Origin of the sequence: Corynebacterium sp., assembly GCF_022712275.1 — a bacterium.
In the GTDB taxonomy this organism is placed as follows: Bacteria; Actinomycetota; Actinomycetes; order Mycobacteriales; family Mycobacteriaceae; genus Corynebacterium.
This window is the reverse complement of record NZ_JALAGU010000053.1, coordinates 84,882-104,578: the sequence shown is the minus strand read 5'-3', so window position 1 is coordinate 104,578 and position 19,697 is coordinate 84,882. Positions and strand designations below refer to the sequence as shown.

At 68.5% G+C, this 19,697-nt stretch carries 21 protein-coding genes; 10 read left to right on the top strand and 11 right to left on the bottom strand.

Annotated elements, in window-relative coordinates:
• Positions 1–55: 55 nt before the first annotated feature.
• Both Q0A27_RS13565 and Q0A27_RS13560 read left to right on the top strand, forming a co-directional pair.
• Positions 56–736 carry a carbonic anhydrase gene (locus tag Q0A27_RS13565; RefSeq protein ID WP_291476231.1) on the top strand — a complete coding sequence of 227 codons (681 nt, stop codon included), beginning with the start codon at positions 56–58 and terminating at the stop codon, positions 734–736.
• Between the two features lie 86 nt (positions 737–822).
• Positions 823–1,536, top strand: coding sequence for a hypothetical protein (locus Q0A27_RS13560; protein ID WP_291476229.1), 714 nt, complete (start codon positions 823–825; stop codon positions 1,534–1,536).
• Between the two features lie 6 nt (positions 1,537–1,542).
• Here the strand turns inward: Q0A27_RS13560 and radA are convergent, their stop codons facing one another.
• Positions 1,543–3,003: a DNA repair protein RadA gene (gene radA / locus Q0A27_RS13555; protein WP_291476227.1), complete on the bottom strand. Its 1,461-nt coding sequence runs from the start codon at positions 3,001–3,003 to the stop codon at positions 1,543–1,545.
• 97 nt (positions 3,004–3,100) lie between these two features.
• On the bottom strand, positions 3,101–3,706 hold the full coding sequence (locus Q0A27_RS13550) for a hypothetical protein (protein WP_291476225.1): 606 nt from the start codon (positions 3,704–3,706) through the stop codon (positions 3,101–3,103).
• Between the two features lie 144 nt (positions 3,707–3,850).
• On the opposite strand from Q0A27_RS13550, the gene Q0A27_RS13545 reads away from it, so the two are divergent.
• Positions 3,851–4,435 (top strand): CarD family transcriptional regulator, encoded by a 585-nt coding sequence (locus Q0A27_RS13545; protein ID WP_041629784.1) that lies wholly within the window; start codon positions 3,851–3,853, stop codon positions 4,433–4,435.
• A gap of 51 nt (positions 4,436–4,486) precedes the next feature.
• On the opposite strand, the gene Q0A27_RS13540 is transcribed toward Q0A27_RS13545, so the two are convergent.
• Together Q0A27_RS13540 and Q0A27_RS13535 are read right to left on the bottom strand one after the other, a co-directional pair.
• Positions 4,487–5,089, bottom strand: a complete 603-nt coding sequence (locus tag Q0A27_RS13540) for a neocarzinostatin apoprotein domain-containing protein (protein WP_291476224.1) — start codon at positions 5,087–5,089, stop codon at positions 4,487–4,489.
• 70 nt (positions 5,090–5,159) lie between these two features.
• Positions 5,160–6,026 (bottom strand): fumarylacetoacetate hydrolase family protein, encoded by an 867-nt coding sequence (locus Q0A27_RS13535; protein ID WP_073884465.1) that lies wholly within the window; start codon positions 6,024–6,026, stop codon positions 5,160–5,162.
• Between the two features lie 24 nt (positions 6,027–6,050).
• Between Q0A27_RS13535 and cysS the strand changes: the two genes are divergently transcribed.
• Positions 6,051–7,469: a cysteine--tRNA ligase gene (cysS, locus tag Q0A27_RS13530; RefSeq protein ID WP_291476223.1), complete on the top strand. Its 1,419-nt coding sequence runs from the start codon at positions 6,051–6,053 to the stop codon at positions 7,467–7,469.
• A gap of 184 nt (positions 7,470–7,653) precedes the next feature.
• Here cysS and Q0A27_RS13525 read toward each other — a convergent pair whose 3' ends face one another.
• On the bottom strand, positions 7,654–9,045 hold the full coding sequence (locus tag Q0A27_RS13525) for an MFS transporter (RefSeq protein WP_291476222.1): 1,392 nt from the start codon (positions 9,043–9,045) through the stop codon (positions 7,654–7,656).
• An 83-nt stretch (positions 9,046–9,128) separates the two neighbouring features.
• Between Q0A27_RS13525 and rlmB the strand changes: the two genes are divergently transcribed.
• From rlmB to Q0A27_RS13505, 4 genes are all read left to right on the top strand, one after another.
• Positions 9,129–10,085 (top strand): 23S rRNA (guanosine(2251)-2'-O)-methyltransferase RlmB, encoded by a 957-nt coding sequence (gene rlmB / locus Q0A27_RS13520; RefSeq protein ID WP_291476221.1) that lies wholly within the window; start codon positions 9,129–9,131, stop codon positions 10,083–10,085.
• Between the two features lie 61 nt (positions 10,086–10,146).
• Positions 10,147–11,277 carry an NADH:flavin oxidoreductase/NADH oxidase gene (locus tag Q0A27_RS13515; RefSeq protein ID WP_291476220.1) on the top strand — a complete coding sequence of 377 codons (1,131 nt, stop codon included), beginning with the start codon at positions 10,147–10,149 and terminating at the stop codon, positions 11,275–11,277.
• Between the two features lie 78 nt (positions 11,278–11,355).
• Positions 11,356–11,964 carry a hypothetical protein gene (locus Q0A27_RS13510; RefSeq protein WP_291476219.1) on the top strand — a complete coding sequence of 203 codons (609 nt, stop codon included), beginning with the start codon at positions 11,356–11,358 and terminating at the stop codon, positions 11,962–11,964.
• Between the two features lie 68 nt (positions 11,965–12,032).
• Positions 12,033–12,683: a hypothetical protein gene (locus tag Q0A27_RS13505; RefSeq protein ID WP_291476218.1), complete on the top strand. Its 651-nt coding sequence runs from the start codon at positions 12,033–12,035 to the stop codon at positions 12,681–12,683.
• A 6-nt stretch (positions 12,684–12,689) separates the two neighbouring features.
• On the opposite strand, the gene Q0A27_RS13500 is transcribed toward Q0A27_RS13505, so the two are convergent.
• From Q0A27_RS13500 to Q0A27_RS13490, 3 genes are read right to left on the bottom strand one after another with little or no spacing between them, the layout of a single operon-like run.
• Positions 12,690–13,592: a metal ABC transporter permease gene (locus tag Q0A27_RS13500; protein WP_291476216.1), complete on the bottom strand. Its 903-nt coding sequence runs from the start codon at positions 13,590–13,592 to the stop codon at positions 12,690–12,692.
• The gene (locus tag Q0A27_RS13495; protein ID WP_291476215.1) at positions 13,589–14,293 is read right to left on the bottom strand and encodes a metal ABC transporter ATP-binding protein; all 705 of its coding nucleotides are present in this window, start codon (positions 14,291–14,293) and stop codon (positions 13,589–13,591) included. Before Q0A27_RS13495 ends, Q0A27_RS13500 begins: the two co-directional genes overlap by 4 nt.
• A complete protein-coding gene (locus tag Q0A27_RS13490) occupies positions 14,290–15,333 on the bottom strand; it encodes a zinc ABC transporter substrate-binding protein (RefSeq protein WP_291476214.1) in 1,044 nt (347 codons plus the stop codon). The genes Q0A27_RS13495 and Q0A27_RS13490 overlap by 4 nt, the downstream gene beginning before the upstream one ends.
• Positions 15,334–15,509: 176 nt before the next feature.
• On the opposite strand from Q0A27_RS13490, the gene Q0A27_RS13485 reads away from it, so the two are divergent.
• Entirely contained in the window at positions 15,510–15,716 is a 207-nt protein-coding gene (locus Q0A27_RS13485) for a hypothetical protein (RefSeq protein WP_291476213.1), read from the top strand.
• A 24-nt stretch (positions 15,717–15,740) separates the two neighbouring features.
• Positions 15,741–16,916 (top strand): LacI family DNA-binding transcriptional regulator, encoded by a 1,176-nt coding sequence (locus tag Q0A27_RS13480; RefSeq protein WP_073884476.1) that lies wholly within the window; start codon positions 15,741–15,743, stop codon positions 16,914–16,916.
• Here the strand turns inward: Q0A27_RS13480 and otsB are convergent.
• Genes otsB through Q0A27_RS13465 form a run of 3 tightly spaced genes read right to left on the bottom strand, consistent with a single transcriptional unit; the run spans position 16,891 to position 19,692 of the window.
• A complete protein-coding gene (otsB, locus tag Q0A27_RS13475) occupies positions 16,891–17,685 on the bottom strand; it encodes a trehalose-phosphatase (protein ID WP_255307755.1) in 795 nt (264 codons plus the stop codon). The genes Q0A27_RS13480 and otsB overlap by 26 nt on opposite strands.
• A 16-nt stretch (positions 17,686–17,701) precedes the next feature.
• Positions 17,702–18,157 (bottom strand): META domain-containing protein, encoded by a 456-nt coding sequence (locus tag Q0A27_RS13470; RefSeq protein ID WP_073884478.1) that lies wholly within the window; start codon positions 18,155–18,157, stop codon positions 17,702–17,704.
• The gene (locus Q0A27_RS13465; protein ID WP_291476212.1) at positions 18,154–19,692 is read right to left on the bottom strand and encodes a trehalose-6-phosphate synthase; all 1,539 of its coding nucleotides are present in this window, start codon (positions 19,690–19,692) and stop codon (positions 18,154–18,156) included. The genes Q0A27_RS13470 and Q0A27_RS13465 overlap by 4 nt, the downstream gene beginning before the upstream one ends.
• Positions 19,693–19,697: the final 5 nt, after the last annotated feature.

Below are 19,697 nucleotides of genomic sequence, written 5' to 3'. Positions count from 1 at the left end.
AACCTGCCGTGGAGCGGGTACTCCCGGTCAGCGTATGACGTCGTGCGGTGGCAGAATGGTTTTCATGCCCATCGAACAGACACCTACGAGCTTCGACTCCCGCTACATCCCGCAGGGGGCTCTCGAGACTCTTCAGCGCGGGAACGCCCGGTTCATGACCGAGGATCCCGCCCACCCCCGCCAGGACCACGACCGGCGCGAACTGATGACCTCCGGTCAGCGCCCCTTCGCCGTGGTGCTGGCCTGTTCGGACTCCCGGGTCCCCGTCGAGATCATCTTCGACCAGGGCCTCGGCGACCTCTTCGTCATCCGAACCGCGGGTGAGATCACTGACCTCTCCGTGCTGGCGTCCCTCGAGTTCGCCGTCGTCGGTCTGGGCGTCCCGCTGGTCGTGGTGCTCGGCCACGAGAGCTGCGGTGCAGTGGGAGCGGCACAGAAGGCGCTGGAGACCGGTGAAATGCCCGCCGGCTTCCAGCGCGTCCTCGTCGAGAAGGTCACCCCCTCGCTGCTCGCTGCCCGTGCCGAGGGCCGGGACACCACCGAGGACTTCGAGAAGCACCACGTCGTGGAGATCGCCGAGCACGTCGTGGACCGTTCGCCGCAGATCGTCCAGCGACTCAAGGACGGCACCGTGGGTGTCGTCGGTATGCGCTACCGGCTGTCCGACGGGCTCACCGAGCCGGTCGTGAACTACGGACTGGAGATCGACGGGCTTCCCGCCCGGCCTCTCGACTGAGCGGGACCGGGCGGGACTGAGGATGAACTGAGTCCGACCCGTGTCGTGACAGGGTTCCCGGTCCCCCGCTGGATACACTGGGTTCCGTGAGTCAGCCCTCGAACCAGTACAACCGCCCTCTGCCCCCGGAGATCTACCGTCGCCGACGTATCGCCGCCGGTGTGGGGCTGCTGGTGCTTGTCCTGGTGCTGGTGCTGATCGTCCGGGCCATCACCGGTGGGGGCGGTGACAGTACGGAGACCGCTGCGGACAGTTCGACGAGTTCGGCGTCCGCCGCGCCGTCGGAGTCCGCTACCGGATCCGCCGGTGCATCCGAGAGTGCGTCGGGGGAGGCGTCCGCCAGCGGTTCCGCTGAGGAGAGCGAGGGCGCTGATACCTCCAGAACCTCCGACGCTGAGCCGTCCGGCGCCTGCAACCTCGATGACCTGCAGCTGGAGGTCCGCTCCGGTGCGCCGACCTATGCCGGTGGTCAGTTGCCGGACTTCATCATGTCGGTCTCCAACACCTCCGACGAGGACTGCACGGTCGATCTCGAGGCGAATCCCATGAGCTTCGAGGTCTTCAACCTCACCAGCTACGAACGGATCTGGGGAGACACCGACTGCAACGAGCCGACCGCCACCGAGAACATCGACCTGGCCGCGGGCGAGTCCCGGAACTTCGCCCTCAACGGCTGGTCCCGCACCACCTCCGCCCCCGACCAGTGCAGCGACCGGGCGGACGCCGGTACCGGTGCCTTCCTGCTCTACGGGCACCTCGGTGACAGGGTCTCCGAGCCCGGCACCTTCAACCTCGGCTGACGGCGCTCAGTCGCGGTCCTTCTTCCGTCGCTCCGGGTACTTCCGCCGGGCCTCTTTCGCCAGGCCGAGCTGTTCCAGAGCCTCTCCCAGCGTCCTCACGGGAATGATGCGCAGTCCTTTCACCCGTACCCGGTCCGCGTCCCTGGTGGACGCCGGGACGATCGCGGAGGTGAATCCCAGCCGGGCAGCCTCGGACAGACGCAGCCGCAGATCCGGGACGCGTCGGACCTCACCACCCAGCCCGAGCTCGCCCACGGCGACCAGTCCGTCCGGCAACACCTTGTCGTGCCGTGTGGACGCCAGCGCCAGCGCGGTCGCCAGGTCTGCGGCAGGTTCACTGATCTTCATGCCGCCGACTGTCGCCGCATAGACCTCATGTCCCATCAGGTCGATACCGGCGCGGCGGGTGAGGACGGCGAGAATGGTGGCGACGCGCCCGGTGTCGATACCGGTGACCACGCGCCGCGGGTTGCTCATCTCCGTCTCCATGGCGAGTGTCTGGATCTCACCGGGCATGGCGCGACGTCCGTCCATGATCACGGTGACCGCCGTACCGGAGACCGGTTCGTCCCGCTGGTTGAGGAAGAGGCCGGAAGGGTCGGGGACCTCACGGATCCCCTCGGCGGCCTGCTCGAAGCAGCCGACCTCGTCGGTGGCGCCGAAGCGGTTCTTCTGCCCCCGGAGGAAACGCAGTGCACTGTGCCGGTCGCCCTCGAACTGGAGCACCACGTCCACCAGGTGCTCGACGGTGCGTGGGCCGGCGACAGCTCCGTCCTTGGTGACGTGACCGACGAGCAGTACCGGGATGCCGGTGGTCTTGGCGAACGTGGTGAGCGTGGCGGCGACCGCGCGGGTCTGCGCCACACCGCCGGCCACACCCTCCACCCCGGTGGCGTTCAGGGTCTGCAGGGAATCGACGATGACGAGCTCCGGGCGGGTCACCTCGATCTGCCCCAGGGCGGTCTCCAGGTCGTGCTCAGCGGCGAGCCAGAGATTCGCGGTCAGCGCATCGGTGCGTCCTGCACGCTGGCGGACCTGCCCGACGGACTCCTCGGCGGTGATGTAGAGGACGCTTCGGTCCTGTCTGGCCCACCGGTTCGCGACCTCCAGCAGGAGCGTCGACTTGCCGACACCGGGCTCGCCGGCGAGCAGGACCGCACTGCCGGGCACAACACCGCCACCGAGGACGCGGTCGAGTTCACCGATGCCACTGGGCCGGTGCACCGCCCCGGAGGGGTCGATGTCGGTGACCTTCCGTGCCGGTGAGGTAGGGGTCAGACCGGACAGAGAAACTGCCCCGCTCTTTCCGGACCGGCCGGCGGCCGCGGTTGTCCCCGCCACGGCTGCGGCAGCGGGGGAGAGCTCCTCGACGCTGCCCCATTCACCGCAGGACGGACACCTGCCCACCCACTTGGACACACGGTGGCCGCAGGAGGAGCATTCGTAGCCGGGAGACTTCTTCGCCATGGACGACAGCCTATAGGGGACCAGGACGCCGAAAACGCGCACCACCCGCCAAGGGGGAACGCGCGTTCGAGAACCGGGTAGTCGTCCCGGTGGAGGATCAGTGGTGCTCGGGCAGGTCGGCGATCTCGTCGCCGGCCTTGGTGATGCCGTCCTGGTCGCGGTGCAGGGAACCGGCCTCGGCGTAGTAGGAGACGATGGGGGCGTTGATCTCGATGTCACCTTCGTCGAAGGAGAAGGTGACGGTGCGGGACGCACCCGGGAAGAAGTCCTCACCCTCGACCGTGGTCGTCAGGTACTCGGTGCAGGAACCCTCGCCGAGGGCCTTCTCGGCGTCATCGGCGCGCATGTCTTGCAGGCCCTGCTCGGAGTCAGCCACCAGGTTGCAGCGCCCGTCGATGGTCCGGGAACCACCGAGGTTGAAGTCCGCGTCCTCGACGGTCACGTCGGACAGTGTGACGGGGTTGTCCTGGATGGCCTGGTTGGAGGCGTTGAACTTCAGCGCCACCGAGTTGTCCTCCTGGATGATCAGGCTGACGTCGCGGACGACGGCGTCGCCGATCTCTCCGTTGGTGCCGTTCACGGCGGGGACCTGGTTCGCGGTCTGCGAGATCTGGCCGGCACCGCAGGCGGTGAGGGTCAGTGCCGCGGAACCGGCGACCAGGGCAAGCGCGCCGCGGGCGGCGGGGGACTTCAGGTGCTTCACTGTCTTCTCCTCCGTTGAGGCATACGTCGTACTGCAGTCGGCGTCCAGAATAGCCCCTGCGGACCACGGGTACCTACTCAGTACCCCACTGAAGCAGCCCTGGAGGGGGAGGGAGGGGGGAGTGCGGTGGTAGACTTACCCGTCATGGAGTTCAACATCGGGGACGTTGTCGTCTACCCCCACCACGGTGCCGCAGAGGTCAAGGGAATCGAGCAGCGGGAGTTCAAGGGTCAGAGCGTCGACTACCTCGTCCTCCGGATCCTCCAGGGTGATCTCCTGGTGAAGGTCCCGGCCGCCAACGCGGAGCTCGTCGGCGTGCGCGATGTCGTCGGCGAAGAGGGCCTGCAGAAGGTCTTCTCGGTCCTGCGCGAGACCGACGTCGAGGAGGCCGGCAACTGGTCCCGCCGTTACAAGGCCAACCAGGAGCGTCTCGCCTCCGGCGACGTCAACCGCGTCGCCGAGGTCGTCCGTGATCTGTGGCGCCGCGACCAGGACCGCGGTCTGTCCGCCGGCGAGAAGCGCATGCTCGCCAAGGCCCGTCAGGTCCTCGTCGGTGAGCTCGCGCTCGCCGAGGGCGTCGACGACAAGAAGTCCGATGAGGTCATCGGCTGGCTCGAGACTGCGGTGATCCGCCACCGCGAGGCCGCTGCCGCCAAGCGTGCCGCGGAGGCCGCCGGTGAGGACCCGAAGCACACCGTCGACCTCGATGACGAGCTCGACGAGGACTGACCTGACAGAAAGCCCCGGGCACAGGGCCCGGCGTGGGGAAGATCCGGGGGATCAGGACGCGAAGGTGACCGGCGCCTCGGCCACGGCGTTGAAGCCGTTGGTGTGGTCGCCGAAGACCTTGATGATGCACTTGTCGGTGGAGCAGTCCACCGCGTCGCCCTGTTCGGCGACGGTGAGTTCGACTTCCGCGGTGCCGTCGGCCTTGACGTGGTCGGTGCCCTGGTCGGAGCCCTCGGCGGTGATCCACTTCGAGTCCTCGCGGCCGCCGGTGCAGTCGGGGGCACCGCCCTCACCCGCGGCGTCCGCCCCGGTACCGGCCTTGCAGATGCCCAGGTAGTAGCCGCCCTCGGCATCGAGACCACGGACGGTGACGGTGATCGTGTCGCCGTCGGAGAGATCCTGGGTCTTGTCCGCGGTGATCTGCGGTTCTCCCGGGTCGTTGGCGGGAGTGTCTTCGGCATCGTCGTCGTCGGCGTCCTCCTCCGGCTGGTTGAGTTCGGAGAGCGCCTCCTCGGCAGCCTGCGCGGCACGCTCGTTGGCGTCCTCGGAGCTTTCGTCGTCTGAGCAGGCGGTGAGTCCGAGGCTGAGGGCGGCCGCGGCAGCGACCGCAGCGGAGCGGCGGACGAGGGTCGAGCGGAGGGTCAGGATAGTCATCGGCATTCTCCTTGGAAAGGATGTCAGGTGATCGACGGTCAACGTCAGTTCTTAGCTGACCCTAGCAAAATCATCCGATGCGGACCGTCGTCTTGACGGAACCCAGCCCGTCGATCTCCACGGTGACCTCGTCGCCGTCGGCGAGGAAACGGTCGGAACCGGCACCCACGCCTTCGGGGGTGCCGGTGATGATGACGTCTCCGGGCTCCAGAGTGGTGAACTCGGAGATGTAACGCACCAGGTCCACCGGCTTGAACACAAGGTCTGCGGTGGAGTGCTCCTGACGGAGCTCCCCGTTGACCCAGGTACGCAGCACCGCATCCTCGGCCACCGGGTCGACGTCCGTGGTCAGCCACGGACCGAGACCGGAGGACGCGTCGAGGTTCTTGCCCTGCAGCCACTGCTGGGTGCGGTACTGCCAGTCGCGCTGCGAGAAGTCGTTGCCGACGGCGTAGCCGGCGATGGCGTCCCGGGCCTCGTCCTCGGAGGCTCCGCCGACCGCGCCGGGCAGGCGGCGTCCGATGACGACCACCAGCTCACCCTCGTAGTCCGCTTTCTCCGCCAGGTTCTCCGGCACGGTCACCTCGGCGAACGGTCCGGTGAGGGCTGTGGCGAACTTGGCGAACAGGGTCGGGTGGTCCGGGACCGGATGCCCCATCTCCACGATGTGCTCCCGGTAGTTCAGTCCGACGCACAGCGCCTTGCCGGGCCGGGGGATCAGCGGGAGAAGGTCCGCGGGATCCATGGTGAGCTCTTCGCCGTCGCGGCGCAGTCCGGTGTCCACCTTCGCGGTGAGGTCGCCGGGTGTCTTCGCGAGCAGGGTGCCGAGATCGCAGCGCTCCACGATACGTCCGGTGACGGAGGTGGCGTCCGCGTGGTCGACGAGGACGGTGGCGACGGTTCCTGCGTCGTCGATCCGGGCTGTGGCAAGTTTCATCGGCTTCTCTCCTACAATGACGGTGTGACTCTGCGCATCTTCGATACCGCGACCCGTGAACTCCGTGACTTCGTTCCGCTGCAGGAGGGGCATGCCTCGGTCTACCTGTGTGGTGCGACCGTGCAGTCCATCCCGCACATCGGGCACGTGCGTTCCGGCGTCGCCTTCGACATCCTGCGCAACTGGCTCGAGGCCAAGGGGCTCGACGTCGCTTTCGTCCGCAATGTTACCGACATCGACGACAAGATCCTCGCCAAGTCCGCCGAGAACAACCGCCCCTGGTGGGAGTGGGCCGCGACCCATGAGCGCGCGTTCACCCGCGCCTACGACCTGCTCGGCGTCACCCCGCCGTCGATCGAACCGCGCGCGACCGGGCACATCCCGGAGATGATCGCCTACATCCAACGGATCATCGACAACGGTCTCGGCTACGCCACCGAAGACGGTTCGGTGTACTGCCGGACCGCGCAGGTGCCGGACTACGGCTTCCTGTCCCACCAGAAGCTCGACGAGCTCGACCAGGGTGAGGACGCCGCCCCCGGCAAGGAGGACCCGCGCGACTTCGCCATGTGGAAGGCCGCGAAGTCCGGCGAACCCGGCTGGCAGACCCCGTGGGGCTTCGGTCGCCCCGGCTGGCACATCGAGTGCTCGGCGATGTCGCAGAAGTACCTCGGTGGTTCCTTCGACATCCACGCCGGTGGCATGGATCTGCAGTTCCCGCACCACGAGAACGAGGCCGCCCAGGCGCACGCCGCCGGGGACTCCTTCGCCAACCACTGGATGCACAACGGCTGGGTGACCATGTCGGGGGAGAAGATGTCCAAGTCCCTGGGCAACGTGCTCTCCGTGCCGAACGTGCTGACCAAGGTCCGTCCCATCGAACTGCGCTGGTACCTCGGCTCTGCGCACTACCGTTCCATGCTGGAGTACTCGGAGAAGGCGCTGCAGGACGCCGCCGCGGGTTTCCGGAAGATCGAGAAGTTCCTGGACCGGGCCGTGGAGCTGCTGGGTTCCGTCGAGACAGGCTCCTGGCGTCCTGCCTTCGGGGAGGCACTCGACGATGACCTCGGAGTGCCGGCCGCACTCGCCGTCATCCAGGACGCCGTGCGTGAAGGAAATACTGCGCTGGACGCCGGTGACCCGGACATCGTGGCGCGGATCGCCGGCGAGGTGCGCGCGATGACGGGCGTCCTCGGGGTGGATCCGCTGTCGGACACCTGGGCCGGTGAGGACTCGAAGGGCCGTGGTCAGGGCATCGGTGCCGGGGCGTCCTCCGAAGCGCTCGAGGCACTCGACGTGCTCGTGAAGTCCGAGCTGGAGCGTCGGGCTACCGCCCGTGCCGACAAGGACTGGGCCACCGCGGACGCTGTGCGTGACCGCCTGAAGGCCGCCGGTGTCACAGTCGCGGACTCCGCGGACGGCGCCACCTGGTCGCTGGGGTGATCCGGCGGTTCTGCTCAGTCCCGTTCTTTTTCCGCTGAGCTCCTCCCCGCCACCGTGCGAGGCGGGGCTTCAGATCTGCGTCAGGCAGGAATCCGGGCTTTCGTGGCAGAGAATCCGGGATTCCTGCCTGACGCAGATCTGCTGCACGGGGCGGGGGCGCTGAGCAGGCGGCCGGTCAGAACCTCTACTTCTCCGCCAAGGCCGTGCCCTTGAGCTCCGGCAGGGTGAACGCGGCCGCAGCGGCTATGGCGAAGGCCACGCCGAACAGGGCGAAGAGAATGCCCGTGCCGCCGAAGACCAGTAGCGGCGGCACGATGAGCGGCGCGATGATCGAGGCGATGCGCCCGAAGCCGGTCGCCGCACCGGTACCCGTCGCCCGCAGCGGGGTCGGGTACAGCTCCGGTCCGACGGCGTACAGCGCGCCCCACGCGCCGAGGTTGAAGAAGGACAGCAGGCAGCCGGCGGCGATGATCGCCCATTCCACGTCCGCCAGGCCGTAGAGACCGGCGGCACACGCAGAGCCGACGAGGAAGGCCGTGAGCGTGACGCGGCGTCCCCACTTCTCGATGAGCCACGCCGCACAGGCGTAACCGGGCAGCTGCGCGATGGTGATGATCAGGGTGAAGGTGAAGGACTTCACCAGGGAGTACCCGTTGGACGCCAGGATCGACGGGATCCACGTGAACGCCCCGTAGTAGCTGAGGTTGATGCAGAACCAGACAGTCCAGAATGCAGCGGTGCGCTTACGCATCGAGGGCGCCCAGATGGAGGTCACGGGTTCGGTGGAACCGGTGATCGCGGCGTCCTGCTGGGATTCGTCGAGGACGCGGTCCTGTGAGGATGCTGCGGACGCCTGAAGGAATCCTGCGGTCGGCTCGCTCGCCTCGAACTCGCGGACCGTGGTCTCCGCCTCCTCGTGGCGTCCCTTCGATTCGAGGTAGCGCACCGACTCCGGCAGGGTCAGGCGCACCACCAGCGCATAGGCGGCGGGGACGACACCCACCGCGAAGGCCCAGCGCCAGCCGTTGTCGCCCAGCGGCACCAGCACCGTGCCGATGATCGCCGCGGCGATCCAGCCGACCGCCCAGAACGCCTCGAGCAGCACGACCATGCGGCCCCGGATCGCCCGCGGGGAGAACTCCGAGACCAGGGTGGACGCCACGGGCAGTTCCGCACCCAGGCCCAGACCGATGATGAAACGCAGGATCAGCAGCATGACCAGGCCGGTGGACAGTGCCGCGGCACCGGTCGCAAGGCCGTAGACCAGCAGGGTGAGGGCGAAGATGTGGCGTCGGCCGAACCTGTCGGCCAGCAGGCCGCCGAAGGTCGCGCCCAGGGCCATACCGACGAAGCCGATGGAGGCGATCCAGGAGGTCTCGGTCTGGGAGAGGTCCCAGTGCACGGTCAGGGCGGCCATGATGAAGCCGATGAGTCCGACGTCCATGGCGTCCAGTGCCCAGCCGATGCCGGAGCCGGTGAGCAGTCTGGTGTGCTTCTTCGTCACCGGCAGCCGGTCGAGGCGTTCGGTGCGGGTGAGTGATCCGGTGGAGACTGAAGATGGCGGAGTCGTTTCCATGACGGATCAGAGTACCCTGACCGCCGCGTGAGGAACAGATCAGGAATAGAGGTTGACCGGTACAGACCGTTAGGATGGCCCCCATGGCAGGAAACGACAAGCGCCGCGGTGCGGTGCGCAAGACCGAACGCAAGGGATCGACGAAGGGGTCCGGCGGTCAGGTCCGACGGGGGCTCAAGGGCAAGAAGGCCACTCCGAAGGCGGAGGACCGCGTCTATCACGCGAAGTACAAGGCGAAGAAGGCCGCTGAGCGGCGGGATTCCGGACGCCAGGCGAAGAAGGACCCGGACACCACTCCGGAGCTGGTGGTCGGGCGCAACCCGGTCATCGAGTGCCTCCACGCCCACGTCCCCTCGACCGCCCTCTACGTGGCTCTGGGGACCAGCAACGACGACCGGCTCTCCGAGGCCGTGCACACCGCCGCCGAGCGTGGCATCCCGGTGCTCGAGGTCGCCCGCGAGGAGATGGACCGGATGACCGGCAACGGCATGCACCAGGGCATCGGCCTGCAGGTTCCGCCGTACAAGTACGCCACCGACGACGATCTCATCGAGCAGGCGAAGGATTCGGGACGCCCCGGGCTCATCGTCGTGCTCGACAACATCACCGACCCCCGCAACCTCGGCGCGGTCATCCGCTCCGTCGCCGCGTTCGGGGGTCACGGTGTGGTCATCCCGGAGCGTCGTTCGGCCTCCGTGACCGCGGTGACCTGGCGGACCTCCGCCGGTACCGCCGCCCGGCTGCCCGTCGCCCGTGCGACGAACCTGGTGCGCTCACTGAAGAAGTTCCAGCAGTCCGGCTACCAGGTCGTCGGCCTCGACGCCGGTGGCAGCCACACCCTGGACACCTACGACGGCACCGATCCGGTGGTCGTCGTGGTCGGTTCCGAGGGCAAGGGTCTGTCGCGTCTGGTGGGGGAGACCTGCGACGACATCCTCTCGATCCCGATGACCTCGACGGTCGAGTCGCTCAACGCCTCAGTCGCGGCGGGCGTGGTGCTCAGTGAGTTCGCCCGGCAGCGCCGGGTACGGGACCGCTAGGGACACACCTGCGCTGCCACCCCCGGGAATCAACGGCGATCGCGGAGCGTTGCAGCCCGGTATGAGTCACCTCCTCTTCACTCCCGTCACCCTGCCCACGCCCGACGGTCACGGACTGGAGGTGGGAAACCGTGCCTTCGTCGCCCCGATGTGCCAGTACGCCGTGGACGCCACCGACGGTGTGCCCACCGACTGGCACCTCTCGCATCTCGGCGCCCTGGCTGCCGGTGGGTTCGGTCTGGTTGTCGCTGAGGCGACCGGTGTAGAGGCCCGCGGGCGGATTTCTCCGCAGGACCTGGGGTTGTGGGAGGACGGTCAGGTGTCGGCGCATGCCCGCCTCGTCGACTTCATCCACGGGCAGGACCGGGTGGCCGGAGTGCAGCTCGCCCACGCCGGCGGCAAGGCGTCCACCTGGCCGATGCTCCCCGGGTTCTCCGATGTGACGGTGCCTGCCGCCGAGGGTGGCTGGCAGACCGTCAGCGCCGTCGACGGCCCGGTGCTCCCGGACCTCGACGCTGCCGCGGGGTTGACCGAGGATGGCATCGCGCAGGTCGTGGCGTCCTTCGCGGAGGCGGCGCGTCGGGCGGACGCCGCGGGCTATGACGTGGTGCAGATCCACGCGGCCCACGGGTACCTGGTCCATCAGTTCCTCTCACCGCTGACGAACACCCGTACCGACGGCTACGGCGGGGACCTCGACGGGCGCTCCCGGCTGCTGCGTGAGATCGTGGCGGCGGTCCGTGAGGTGTGGCCTGACTCGAAGCCGCTCGGTGTCCGGGTCTCCGGCACTGACTGGGTCGACGACGGACTGCAGGTCGGCGAGGTGGCGTCCGTGCTGCGTGATCTGGTGGATGCGGGACAGATCAGCTGGATCGACGTCTCCTCCGGTGGCCTCACCGATGGCTCGACCATTCCGGTCGGCCCCGGCTACCAGGTGCCGCTGGCCGTCTCCGTCACGGATACCCTGGCCGAGGCGGGTCTCGGGCAGGATGCCGCGGTCGTCTCCGCCGTGGGACTCATCGAGGACGCACTGCAGGCGGAGACGGTGCTGGCCACCGGACAGGCCCACGCGGTCTCCATCGGTCGTGCGGCGCTGGTCAACCCGCACTGGGCTGCGCAGGCCGCCGCTGATCTGCGTGTTCCGCGGTCTGAGCTGCCACATGCCCCGCAGTTCTTCCGCGCGAGGTTCTGACAGCGACTCCGGGCCGGGGGTAGAGAAGGGGAGTGAACGATAGGTAAAACAGGGAGACCTCCAGGAAAGGGGTCCCTCATGTTCACCAGAGCGTTCGGCCGGAGTACGGTCCTCGCCGGCGCGGTCCTGTTCGCGGCGGCACTGTCCGCATGCTCGGACGACGGCTCGGACGCCGACGCCTCGACGAGTGCGACCACGTCCGGTACCGCTGCGTCAACGACGTCAGCTACGTCCTCTGTACCGTCCGATGCGGACCAGGGGAGCACCGGTGGCTCCGACGGCATTGCTGTGGGGGAACCGACGCCCGGTGGTGGCTCCGGAGATGACGGCGGTGACGGGGGCGACGGAAGTGACGGGGGTGGTGGCCCGGTGGACGACCGGTGTTCCGTCGAGGCGCTCCAGCAGGCCTACGGGGGAGAGGTGACGCAGGTCGGCAGTGTCGGCTACTGCGACGGAGACTGGGCGGTCTCCGGAAACGCGCCGAACTACCTCAACCAGCCGTTCATGCACCGGGAACACGGCTGGGTCGTCTTCGTCGCCGACAGCTCGAACCCCGGCGTCGGTCACGAGTGTTACACCGCCGACTACCTCGACCAGCTCGGGGTGCCGGATGAAGCGCGGTCACTGCTGACAGCCTGCTACGCCCCGGAACCGTCCGGGACGATCACCGCCACGCCGCAGGAATGACACCGGGGGTGATGCACGGGAGGGCGTGCTGACGATGGTCAGGACGAGAGCAGCTGAAGGAGGCTGTCATGTCCACCACATCCGGCACAAACCCAGCTCCGGCGACGACGGGCAGCACCACAGGAGCAGGAACCGGGGGCGGTGGCGGCAACGGAGGCGGCGGGGACCCCGTCGATGACCGCTGCAGCCTCGAGGCACTGTCCCAGGCCTACGGCGACGGTCCCGGAGACATCGTCGGGGTCGCGCACTGTGACGGGGACTGGGCCGTCTCCCAGGGCAGTGATGATTCCCTCAACCGCGTCTTCATGCACCGTGACCACGGCTGGATCGGCTTCGCCGCAGACAGTATGAACCCCACTACCGGCACCGCGTGCTACTCCACAGACCGGCTGCAGCAGGTCGGTGTCCGGGCACTGCTGCCCTGGTGCGACCGGGGTCAGCCGTCCGAGCCCTGTTCCATCGACGCCCTGCACCGCACCGGGGGCACCGGGGACCTCGACACCCTCATCTGGTGCGACGGGTTGTGGATGCGCGCCGGGCAGGGGCAGACGGACAACGTCCGCAACTTCAACCTCGGCGGCCACCTGTGGCGGGACTTCCCCGCAGACGGCGCCTCGGAGGCCACCGGCTACCCCTGCTACACGCAGGGGCGGCTCGACCGTGAGGATGTTCCCGCTGGACCGCGCGCCTACCTCATGGTCTGCGAGGACGCCCGGTGAGCAGGCTCAGTGATGGTGCGAGCCGGCGCCGGGCTCCGCCTCGGCGGGCTCCGGCGGAAGGTCAGCGGAGTCCCGGGTGGCGTCCCGTGAGGTGTCCCGGGAGACACGGCGTCCCCGTAGGTGGCCGATGATGCGGCACACCAGGTAGATCGCGAAACTGATCGAGGTGACGAAGGGGCTCACCGGCAGTCCCGGCCCCAGTGACAGCACCAGTCCACCGGCGGCGGAGACCACCGCGAAGCACGCCGAGAGCACCACGGCCAGGGCCGGATTCGCGGTCACCTTCACCGCGGCGGCACCCGGGGTGATGAGCAGTGCGAGCAGCAACAGCGCACCGACGATCTGCACACCCTGCGAGGCGACCACGCCGATGATCACGGCGAAGACCGCGGCGAGGAGCTTCACCTTCACACCGGACGCCGCGGCGAGCACCGGGTCGACCGTGGAGAACAGCAGTGGCCGCCACAGCACCCCGACGACCACGACGACGACCGCGGTGACCACGGCCAGCGTCCCCAATGATGCCCCGGACACCCCGACGATCTGTCCGGTGAGCAGGGCGTAGGCCTCGGAAGTGCGCCCCGGGTAGAGGTAGATGAACAACACGGACAGGCCCATGCCGAAGGCGAGGACGACGCCGGTGGTGGAATCCTGCTCGCGCATGCCGAGCAGGGCCAGGACCAGGGACGCCAGGACCGCGCCCGCCACCGCACCGACCGTCACGCTGACACCGAGCAGCAGTGCGGCGGCCGCACCCATCAGCGCCAGCTCGCCGGTGGCGTGGGCCGCGAAACTCATCTTGCGCATGACGATGAGCGGGGCGACGGCACCGGAGACGATCCCGAGCAGCAGTGACGCCCACAGGGCGTTCTGCACGAAATCGACCTGGAGAAGATCCCAGGTACTCACACGACCACCAGCTTCCCGTTGACCTCGGCGACCTCCACCCGGGTACCGTACAGCGCCGACAGGACGTCGCTGCGCATGACCTCCCCGACAGTGCCGGTGATGTGGTCGTTCGGGCCCAGGTAGAGGATCCGGTCAGTGACGTCGAGGACCGGGTTGACGGAGTGGGTGACGAAGACGACGGCCGTGTCGTGCTCGCGGCGCCGACGGTCGAGCAGGTCGACGGCGGCACGCTGGGTGCGCAGGTCGAGGCTGAGCAGCGGCTCGTCACAGAGCAGGAGCTCCGGATCACCGGCCAGCGCCTGGGCCTGGCGCACCAGCTGCTGCTGACCACCGGACAGCGTGCCGACCCGGCGGTCGGCCAGCCCCGCGGCGCCGACCTGGTCCAGCGCCTCGTTGACCACGAAACGGGAGGGGCGCCGGTTCCGCCACGTCCCGTGGCCGATGGACAGTCCGACGAGGTCACGGACACGGACCGGCAGATCCGGGTCGACCATGCGCTGCTGGGGGATGTAGCCGATGCGCTCCGGGCCGTCGACCCGGCCCGCGGTGAGTCTCCGGGTGCCGAGGACGGTCCCGAGCAGCGTCGACTTGCCGACGCCGTTGGGTCCCAGCACGGTGAGGAACTCGCCGGGTTCCACGGCGAGGTCGAGGTGACTCCACAGTGGATCGACCGCGGCGTCGGTGAAGGTCAGGACGCTCACGCGGCGTCCTCTGCCTCATCGTCGGCGCCGGCGGTCTTCTCAGTGGCCTTCTCCAGGTCGGAGACGACCTTGTCGAGGTAGTCCATGTAGCTCTGGTTGTTGTCCGGGGACTCGTTGACGTTGATCACGGCATCGATCTTCGTGAGACCGGCGTCCTCCGCGGCATTGACGAGCTGGGTGGACCCGGCGGTCTGCGACTGGGAGTTGGTGACGAGGACATCCACCCCACCGTCGGCGACGAGGTCGCGGGCGGCGGCGAGGTCGGCGGCGGAGGGCTCGGACTCGGTGAGTACGGCGTCCGCGAAACCCTCGGGGGTGACGTCGGTCAGCGCGGTGCCGGCGATGAGGTCGAGGGCGACAGGCTCGGTGAACAGCAGCTTCGCGGCAGGCAGCTTGTCGAGGCGTGCGGACACCTCGTCGAGGTCCTCGGTCACACCGGTGGCGGAGTCAGGGAAGGACTCGTCGACGCTGTGCAGGTAGGACGCCAGGTTGTCGGCGAACTCGCGGACGGTGTCCAGGTTGAACCAGACGTGAGGGTTGGTGTCGCCGTGATCGTGATCGTGGTCGGCGTCCTCGTCGGTACCGTGGTCGTGGTCGTGGTCGTGCGCCTCGCCGGGCTCGGCGGCGGTGATGACCTCGGCGTCGGAGGCGGCGTTGTCGGTGAGCCAGTTGTCGTAGCCGGCTCCGTTGCCGAGGACGACGTCGGCGTCCCGGATGTCGGCGATGTCACGGGCCGTGGCCTCGTACTCGTGCGGATCGCCGTCGGTGCCGGAGAGGATGGTCGAGACCGAGACATCGAGAGTGGATCCGGCATCGGTGGCGTCGTCCACGACCTGTTCAGCGATCGAGCCCCACACGGCGGTGGAGGCGACGATCTTCAGGTCGGCATTGTCCGCGTCGGCGTCGGTGGAGCCGCCGGAACAGGAGGTGATACCGAGAGCCAGGGTGACGGCGGCGGCGCCGGCGAGAGTGGCGCGCAGAGTGCGCTGGGTGCGCTGGGTGTGCTGGGTGCGGCGCGGAGCGAGGCGGGGGCTTCTCATGGTGAGCCAACCTAGTTGTTGTTGGGAATGATTGTCAATTGGGACAGAGTCGGGGACTGTGGCCTGCTAAGATCGCCTGGCAAGGGCCCGGATGGTTGGTTTGACAACCTCTGACCGACCGTTCGGGTCGGACCTGGAACGGATCAGTGGATGACCAGAGGATGTGGAGGCGCAGAATGTTCCGCAGCATCCTCGACATGGGCCGGGAGGGGGCGGATCCGGAGAACATCGGTCCACCCGACCGGCGCCGGGAGGCATCACTGGGAGCATGGACCCTCGTGGTCCTGGTGCTCCTCTCAACCGGTGTGGTGGCGGTCTGCCCGGGGGCCCGGAAGCTGACCATGTGGCTCTTCGCCGACGCAGCGGGACTGCCGCCGAACTGACCTACCCCGGTACAGTGGTCATCTGTGAACCGAACAAGTGGGCAGAACGGCGCGTCCCGGCAGGGCCGTCAGGGCAGACGCGGCACTCTCGCATCCATCGCCGCCGAGCTCGGCGTGTCCCGGACCACCGTGTCCAATGCCTATAACCGCCCCGAGCAGCTGTCCGCTGACCTGCGTGAGAAGATCCTGCGCACCGCCGAGGCCATGGGCTACGCCGGACCTGACCCGATGGCACGGTCGCTGCGGACCCGTCACGCCGGCGCGATCGGCGTCCTGCTCACCGACGACATGACCTACGCCTTCGAGGACCAGGCGTCCCTGGAGTTCATGTCCGGCATCTCCGAGGCGTGCGTAGGCATGGACACCTCCATGCTGCTGATCCCCGCCGGTGCGGAGACCAGTGAGGAGGACCGGCCCGCGAGCCTGGTCAACCAGGCCGTCGTCGACGGATTCATCGTCTACTCCGTCGCCTCCGACGATCCCTTCCTCACCTCCGTCACGGCACGCAGCATCCCCACGGTCATCTGTGACCAGCCCGCCGACGACCACGGGGTGAACTTCGTCGGCATCGACGACGCCCGTGCGATCCGTCCGGCCGCCCAGGCGCTGGTGGACGCCGGCCACACCCGCATCGGCATCCTCTGCATCCGACTGGACCGCGTCCCCAACAACGGCCCCGTCTCCGCGGAACGTCTCGCGGGTGCACACCTGCATGTCCAGCGCGACCGCGTGACCGGCGCCCTCGGCGTCCTGGAGGACGCCGGGATCGACCGGTCCACCGTGCCGGTCATCGAACGACACCTCAACACCCCGGAGACCAGCGCCTCGGCCGCCGCCGAACTCCTGGAGAACCACCCCGACCTCACCGCCGTGATCTGTACGACGGACTCGATGGCCCTCGGCGTGCTGGACTACGCCGAGCGGATGGGCATCAGCATCCCGGACGACGTCTCCGTCACCGGCTTCGACGGTATCCCCCGCGCTCTCGACCGGGGACTGTCGACCGTCGTGCAGCCCAACCGGGAGAAGGGCTTCACCAGCGGCAACGTCCTCGCCGCCCTGATCCGGCGCCGCGAGGCCGCGCTGCGCCCCAGTCACCGGCGGACCGAGGCGGACACCTCCTGGTCTGAGCCGGACGGGCGCATTGTGCTGGCGACCCACTGGCACGAGGGAGTCACTGTCGCGCCGCCGCGATCCTGAGCAGCACCTCGGCGACTTCCCGCGTGTCCGCCACCCGGCGGGACGCCGCGGTCTCACCCTCGCCGACCTTCACTCCGAGATCCTGGGGCCGCAGGATCTTCAGTGCGGTCTCGTCGGTGGTGTCGTCGCCCATGAACAGCACCATGTCCGGCACAGTCGCGCCGATGAACCACTCCAGGTAGCGGCCCTTGGTCATGTCGGTCACCGCGATCTCGAGGATGTCCTTGCCGTCGGTGAGGTGCACCCCCTCGAACTGCCCGACAGCCTCCCGCAGCTCCGCCATCGCCGCCTCGGCGACCGGACGGTTGAGCGTTCCCCGGCAGTGCAGACTGCGGGAGAAGGGCTTGTACTCCACCCAGAGCCTGTCCTCCCGGGTGGCGTAGTCCTCGGCGAGTGCGGTAACGCGGTCCAGCAGGTCCTTCTGCTCCGAGGTGAGGACATCGGCGGCACCGTCGGAATCCGCGTCCGCCTCGGCCGGCTCTGCGCCGTGGGATCCGACCAGGCGCACATCATCCGGTCCCGGGGTGGCGACCGGCCCGTACGGCGTGATGATCTGCAGCTGCTTCAGGTCACGTCCGGACAGCAGCATCACGGTCGTGTCCGGGAGCGTCCGCAACGTCTCGACCGCTGTCGCCGACTCCGGCACCAGCCGGACGGACAGCGGGTCCGTGGAGAATCCGGCGAGGGTGCCGTCGACGTCGAGGGCGAGCAGGAGGGAACCGGCGGATGCCAGGGCGTCGATGTCGGCGTCGGAGACAGGAGAAGTCATGGGCACCAGCATAGCGTCACCCGGAGAAGGTGATGCCGTTCTCCGGGGCGTCCGCGACCCACAGCCGGAAATCGCGCAGGGCGTTGCTGTCGTCGAAACGCCAGCGCAGTTCAGGTGTCTCCAGAAGTCCGGTGAGTTGCCCGGCCAGGTACTCGTCGCCGGGGCGGCAGTCGTCGTCGGTGCGGGTGTCGGTGTCGGAGAAGGTCACCGTCGCGTCGTCTCCCGATCCGTTCCAGTCCACCGAGCCGGTGATCTGTTCGCAGCCGACGGTGGCGGTGAAGGTGTCCGCTCCGGCGGCGAAAGAGGTGCGGGCCTGGGTCGCGACGTCCGTCCCGGCGTCCCCTACGGCAGTGATCTGCCAGCGGACATTGACGACGTCGTCGGGTGCGTCATCGGAGCCGCAGGCGGCCAGCGCGAGCAGCCCCGCCACCGCGGTCGTACCGGCGAGCGTCCGGCGGACGGCCGTTCTCACTTCACGTCCGCCAGGGTCTTGAGGAAGCGGCGGGCCCAGGTGTGGACGTCGTGGGCGCGCACCTCGTCCCACATCGAGGTCATCCGCTCACGGCGGTCGTCCTCCGGCGACTCGATCGCCTTCATGATGGCGTTCGCCGTCGACTCCACATCATAGGGGTTGCACAGGTATCCCTCGGTGAGCTGCGTGGCGGCACCGGTGAACTCGGAGAGCACCAGCGCGCCCGAGCCGTCGGAGTGGGAGGCGACGTACTCCTTCGCCACCAGGTTCATGCCGTCCTTCAGTGCGGTGACCAGCATGACGTCAGCCGCCGCGTACAGTGCCACGACCTCGTCGAAGGGCAGGCTGGCGTGCGTGTAGTGCACCACCGTGTGGCCCAGACTGCCGTGGCGTCCGTTGATCCGCGAGACCGCCAGCTCCACGTCGTTGCGGGTCCGCTGGTACGAGTCGATCCGCTCCCGCGAGGGGGTGGCGACCTGGATCAGGCAGACATTGTCCGCATCCAACTGGCCGCGGTCGAGCAACTGCTCCAGGGCCTTGAGCCGCTGCAGGATGCCCTTCGTGTAGTCCAGCCGGTCCACGCCGGCCAGCAGGATCCCGGGCGAGCCGACCCGGCGTCGCAGGGCGGACGCCGCGGCGATGGTCTCCGGGGTGGACGCCTTCTCCGCCACGCCCGCGGAGTCGATGGAGATCGGGAAGACCCCCACCTGCACATCGCGGACGGAACCGTCCGGGTCCTGGACATGGACCGTGCCGGCCACGGCGTCCCGGCGGGGCAGTCGCGCGCCACGGATGTAGGAGACACCCTCCTCGTCGGTGCCTTCGGCGCCGGTGTCGGCGCCGCAGGCGTCGCCCGTGCCGACCTTCGCGAAGGAGACGTCCGCGCCGAGCGCGCGCAGGGTGTACAGGAAGTTCCACGCCGAGTCCGGGGTGTGGAAACCGATGAGATCGGAGCCCAGCGTCCCGAGCAGGACGTCCCAGCGCCACGGGAGCTGACGGAACAGTTCCGGGGTGGGGAAAGGGATGTGCAGGAAGAACCCGATCCTCAGATCAGGACGCAGCTCCCGCAGCATGCCGGGCACCAGGTGGAGCTGGTAGTCCTGTACCCACACAGTCGCGCCCTCGGCGGCGGCCTCGGAGGCAGCCTCGGCGAAGCGCCGGTTGACCGTCACATAGGAACGCCACCAGGACCGGTGGAACTCCGGGTGGACGATGACGTCGTGGTACAGCGGCCAGAGGGTGTCATTGGAGAATCCCTCGTAGTAGGTCGTGAACTCCTCCGCCGACATGTTCACCGGCAGGAGGCTGATGGCCCCCTCCGGCATGTCCGAGACGTGGATCTCCTCGTCGGGGGTGTCCGCCGTGGTACCGGGCCACCCGACCCAGCAGCCCTGCGAACTCTCGAGCACCGGACGCAGTGCGGTGACGAGGCCACCGGGGCTGGTCGTCCAGACGGTCTCGCCGTTGCGGTCCGTGGTCCGGTCCACCGGGAGGCGGTTGGCGACCACGACCATGTCGCTGGGGGTGACGGCCATGTGGG

Bases quoted from the DNA above. Each gene is read 5' to 3' on its own strand.
- Q0A27_RS13565 (WP_291476231.1), top strand. From the start codon at position 56: ATGGTTTTCATGCCCATCGAACAGACACCTACGAGCTTCGACTCCCGC.
- radA (WP_291476227.1), bottom strand. From the start codon at position 3,003: ATGGCGAAGAAGTCTCCCGGCTACGAATGCTCCTCCTGCGGCCACCGT.
- Q0A27_RS13545 (WP_041629784.1), top strand. From the start codon at position 3,851: ATGGAGTTCAACATCGGGGACGTTGTCGTCTACCCCCACCACGGTGCC.
- Q0A27_RS13540 (WP_291476224.1), bottom strand. From the start codon at position 5,089: ATGACTATCCTGACCCTCCGCTCGACCCTCGTCCGCCGCTCCGCTGCG.
- Q0A27_RS13535 (WP_073884465.1), bottom strand. From the start codon at position 6,026: ATGAAACTTGCCACAGCCCGGATCGACGACGCAGGAACCGTCGCCACC.
- Q0A27_RS13525 (WP_291476222.1), bottom strand. From the start codon at position 9,045: ATGGAAACGACTCCGCCATCTTCAGTCTCCACCGGATCACTCACCCGC.
- rlmB (WP_291476221.1), top strand. From the start codon at position 9,129: ATGGCAGGAAACGACAAGCGCCGCGGTGCGGTGCGCAAGACCGAACGC.
- Q0A27_RS13515 (WP_291476220.1), top strand. From the start codon at position 10,147: ATGAGTCACCTCCTCTTCACTCCCGTCACCCTGCCCACGCCCGACGGT.
- Q0A27_RS13510 (WP_291476219.1), top strand. From the start codon at position 11,356: ATGTTCACCAGAGCGTTCGGCCGGAGTACGGTCCTCGCCGGCGCGGTC.
- Q0A27_RS13505 (WP_291476218.1), top strand. From the start codon at position 12,033: ATGTCCACCACATCCGGCACAAACCCAGCTCCGGCGACGACGGGCAGC.
- Q0A27_RS13490 (WP_291476214.1), bottom strand. From the start codon at position 15,333: ATGAGAAGCCCCCGCCTCGCTCCGCGCCGCACCCAGCACACCCAGCGC.
- Q0A27_RS13485 (WP_291476213.1), top strand. From the start codon at position 15,510: ATGTTCCGCAGCATCCTCGACATGGGCCGGGAGGGGGCGGATCCGGAG.
- otsB (WP_255307755.1), bottom strand. From the start codon at position 17,685: ATGACTTCTCCTGTCTCCGACGCCGACATCGACGCCCTGGCATCCGCC.
- Q0A27_RS13465 (WP_291476212.1), bottom strand. From the start codon at position 19,692: ATGGCCGTCACCCCCAGCGACATGGTCGTGGTCGCCAACCGCCTCCCG.